The sequence below is a fragment of the Mesorhizobium sp. M7A.F.Ca.CA.002.09.1.1 genome, assembly GCF_003998555.1.
GTDB classification, from domain to species: domain Bacteria; phylum Pseudomonadota; class Alphaproteobacteria; order Rhizobiales; family Rhizobiaceae; genus Mesorhizobium; species Mesorhizobium ciceri.
Window position 1 is genome coordinate 1 of sequence record NZ_RZRR01000665.1, and the last position, 3,229, is coordinate 3,229.

At 64.0% G+C, this 3,229-nt stretch carries 4 protein-coding genes; 2 read left to right on the top strand and 2 right to left on the bottom strand.

Translation table 11 applies throughout. The features are described from left to right. A partial coding sequence (locus EN994_RS24085) for a tRNA (adenosine(37)-N6)-dimethylallyltransferase MiaA (RefSeq protein WP_281060202.1) occupies positions 1–534 on the bottom strand: 534 nt, incomplete at its 3' end. Here EN994_RS24085 and serB point away from each other — a divergent pair. After that, entirely contained in the window at positions 524–1,411 is an 888-nt protein-coding gene (serB, locus tag EN994_RS24090; RefSeq protein WP_082826478.1) for a phosphoserine phosphatase SerB, read from the top strand. The two genes, EN994_RS24085 and serB, sit on opposite strands and share 11 nt — an antisense overlap. Continuing rightward, positions 1,408–1,980, top strand: coding sequence for a GNAT family N-acetyltransferase (locus EN994_RS24095; protein ID WP_063168275.1), 573 nt, complete (start codon positions 1,408–1,410; stop codon positions 1,978–1,980). Before serB ends, EN994_RS24095 begins: the two co-directional genes overlap by 4 nt. A 43-nt stretch (positions 1,981–2,023) precedes the next feature. Here EN994_RS24095 and EN994_RS24100 read toward each other — a convergent pair. Further along, on the bottom strand, positions 2,024–3,229 hold a 1,206-nt coding region (locus tag EN994_RS24100), incomplete at its 5' end, for a DegQ family serine endoprotease (protein WP_164746129.1).

Below are 3,229 nucleotides of genomic sequence, written 5' to 3' on the forward strand. Positions count from 1 at the left end.
TGCCCGCACGATGCGCTGGCTGTCGGTTGGCTTGAGCATCATGGCGGCCGCCGAATCCTCGCGCAGCAGCAGGCTGTGCAGCTTGACGGCGCCCTGCTCCTTCAATTCATAGCGCCAACGGTCGCGGACCCGTTGCGGAATGTCGGGCATTTCCGAAATGCCCTCGGCTAATGCGCGAAAATAGAGCCCGGTGCCGCCGACAAAAATCGCTGTCCGTTCGGAGAATGTGCCGTCGTCGATCAGTTTCATCACGTCGCGCAGCCAGGCGCCGGTGGAATAGGGTGTCGCCGGATGGACATGGCCGTAGAGGAAATGCGGTGCGCGGGCGAGGTCGGCCGCCTCCGGCCGGGCGGTCAGCACGTCGAGCACCGAATAGCCCTGCATGGAATCCGTATTGACGATCACGCCACCCCTGCGCTCGGCCAGATCGAGCGCAAGCGCCGACTTGCCGCTGGCGGTCGGCCCGGCTATCAGGATCGCGTTCTTCACGCGGCCCTTGCCCGCCTGCCCGCCGGAATGTTCCATGCCGCTCATCGCCACGCTTGTTTCCCGTCCCATTGAGCGCGCTTTGTCGCTGTCGCTTGCGAATATGGCCTCACGGTCGGTCGGCGCAAGCGCTGTTGTCTGGCTGGCCGAAGGTATCGCCTGCGATCTCGTCCTGCCTGAGGCAGCCGACGCGGCCGCTACGAGTGCCGTCTTGCGCACGGCACTCGCCAGCGAGTCGGTCGACGTGATCGTCCAAGAAGCAGAAACCCGCCGCAAGAAAATCCTGATCGCCGACATGGATTCGACCATGATCGACCAGGAATGCATCGACGAGCTGGCCGACGAGATCGGCGTCAAGGATCATGTTGCCACGATTACCGCGCGATCCATGAATGGCGAGATCGCCTTCGAACCGGCTTTGCGCGAGCGGGTGGCGTTGCTGAAGGGCCTCGACGCCACCGTGGTCGATCGCATCGTCGCCAATCGCCTGACGCTGGCCTCGGGCGGCCGTGTTCTGGTCCGGACCATGCGCGCCAACGGTGCCTGGACGGCACTCGTGTCTGGCGGGTTCGAGGTGTTCACGACGCGAATCGCCGCAATGCTCGGCTTCCAGGAGAACCGCGCCAATCGCCTGCTCGAGCAGGACGGGCGCTTCACCGGCCTGGTCGGCGAACCGATCCTCGGCCGCGCCGCCAAGGCCGACGCGCTGATCGAAATTTCAGCGCGCCTCGGCCTGACGCCCGCCGACGCCATTGCCGTCGGTGACGGCGCCAATGATCTCGACATGATCCGCCTTGCCGGTACCGGTGTCGCGCTTCACGCTAAGCCGACGGTGGCGGCACAGGCCAAGGTCCGCATCGATCATGGCGACCTGACCGCGCTGCTCTATATTCAGGGCTACAGGCAGGAGGACTTTGTGCAATGAAACCAATGCGTACCGAGCGCCTGATCCTGCGCAACTGGGAGGATCGCGACCGCGACCTGTTCCACCGCATCAACTCCGACGACCGGGTGATGGAGTTCTTTCCATTCCGCCGTGACCGCGCCCAGGCGGATGCCAAGATGGACGAGCTCCGGGCCTGGACCACGAAGGACGGATACGGTTTTGCTGCCGCCGAGATCACCGCCACCGGTGAATGCATCGGCTTCATCGGTCTCCTCGACACCGATCATGTGCCATCCCTGCCAGCCGGCACCATCGAGATCGGCTGGCGGCTGGCACCTGAGTTCTGGGGCAAAGGCTATGTCACCGAGGCAGCCGATGCGTGGCTGGCCTACGGCTTCGAGACGCTTGGCCTCGATGAAATCGTGTCATTCGCCGTCGCGGCCAACCGCCGCTCCACCGCCGTCATGCAACGCCTCGGCATGAGCGCGGATCCATCCGCCGATTTCGACCACCCCAGCATTCCCGACAGCCATCCGCATCTCAAACGGCATGTCCTCTACAGACTGTCGCGCCAGGACTGGCAGGCAAGAAAAAGGGCAGCTCGCTAGCCGCCCTTTTTTCAGTGTTGTCGTGTTGTCGATCTTCCGGACCTCAGTCCATCCTGATCGTCACGAACCTGAGCTCGCCGGTCTTCGAGGCCAGCATCAAGAGCGCATTCTTGCGCCCCTGTTCCTTCAAGGCGCCGATCCGGTCCATGACGTCCTTGGGGGTAGCAACCGATTCCTGTGCGATCTCGGTGATCACCTCGCCGGGCTGGATGCCGCGTTCGGCGGCGGCCGAGTCCTTGGTGACGTCGGTGATGACGACGCCCGAAACATCGGCCGCAATGCTGAACTTCTTGCGTGTCTCGTCGTTCAGTTCGCCGACCGTCATGCCGAGCACCGAAGCAGTGGAAACGGCCGGAGCCTTGTCGCCCTTGTCCTGATCGGTGTTGCCCTCCTCGGCGTTGGCGGCCTTCTCGCCATCCTCGAGCCGGCCGAGGGTCACTTTCACCGTCTGTTCAACGCCCTTGCGCACGATCAGCACGTCGACCGCCTTGCCGACAGGGCTTTCGGCGACGACACGTGGCAGGTCGCGCATCTCATGGATATCCTTGCCGTCGAACTTGATGATGACGTCGCCGGCCTGGATCGTGCCATTGTCGACCGGGCCGCCCTTGATCACGCCGGCAACCAGCGCACCCTTTGCGGTCGCCATGCCGAGGCTTTCGGCGATGTCGTCGGTCACCGGCTGGATGCGCACGCCGAGCCAGCCGCGCCGCGTCTCGCCGAACTGGCGCAACTGGTCGACGACACCGGACGCGAGCTGCGACGGGATGGAGAAGCCGATGCCGATCGAGCCGCCGGATGGCGAGATGATCGCCGTGTTGATGCCGATGACTTCGCCCGCGCTGTTGAACAGCGGTCCGCCGGAATTGCCGCGGTTGATCGCGGCATCGGTCTGGATGAAGTCGTCATAGGGGCCGGAATTGATGTCGCGGTTGCGGGCCGAGACGATGCCGACCGTCACCGTGCCGCCGAGGCCGAACGGATTGCCGATCGCCATCACCCAGTCGCCGACGCGCATCTTGGTGGAATCGCCGAACTTTACCGCCGTCAGCTTGTGGCCTTTCGGATCGACCTTGAGCACGGCGACATCGGTCTTGGTGTCGGTGCCGACCAGCGTCGCCTTCAAGGTGACGCCATCGGAGAAATTGACCTCGATGTCGTCGGCATCGGCAATGACATGGTTGTTGGTGATGACGATGCCTTGCTCGGCATCGATGACGAAGCCGGAGCCCAGCGACTGCACCTTCTG

Coding starts and splice junctions, on each gene's coding strand:
- serB (WP_082826478.1), top strand. CDS start 524: ATGCCGCTCATCGCCACGCTTGTTTCCCGTCCCATTGAGCGCGCTTTG.
- EN994_RS24095 (WP_063168275.1), top strand. CDS start 1,408: ATGAAACCAATGCGTACCGAGCGCCTGATCCTGCGCAACTGGGAGGAT.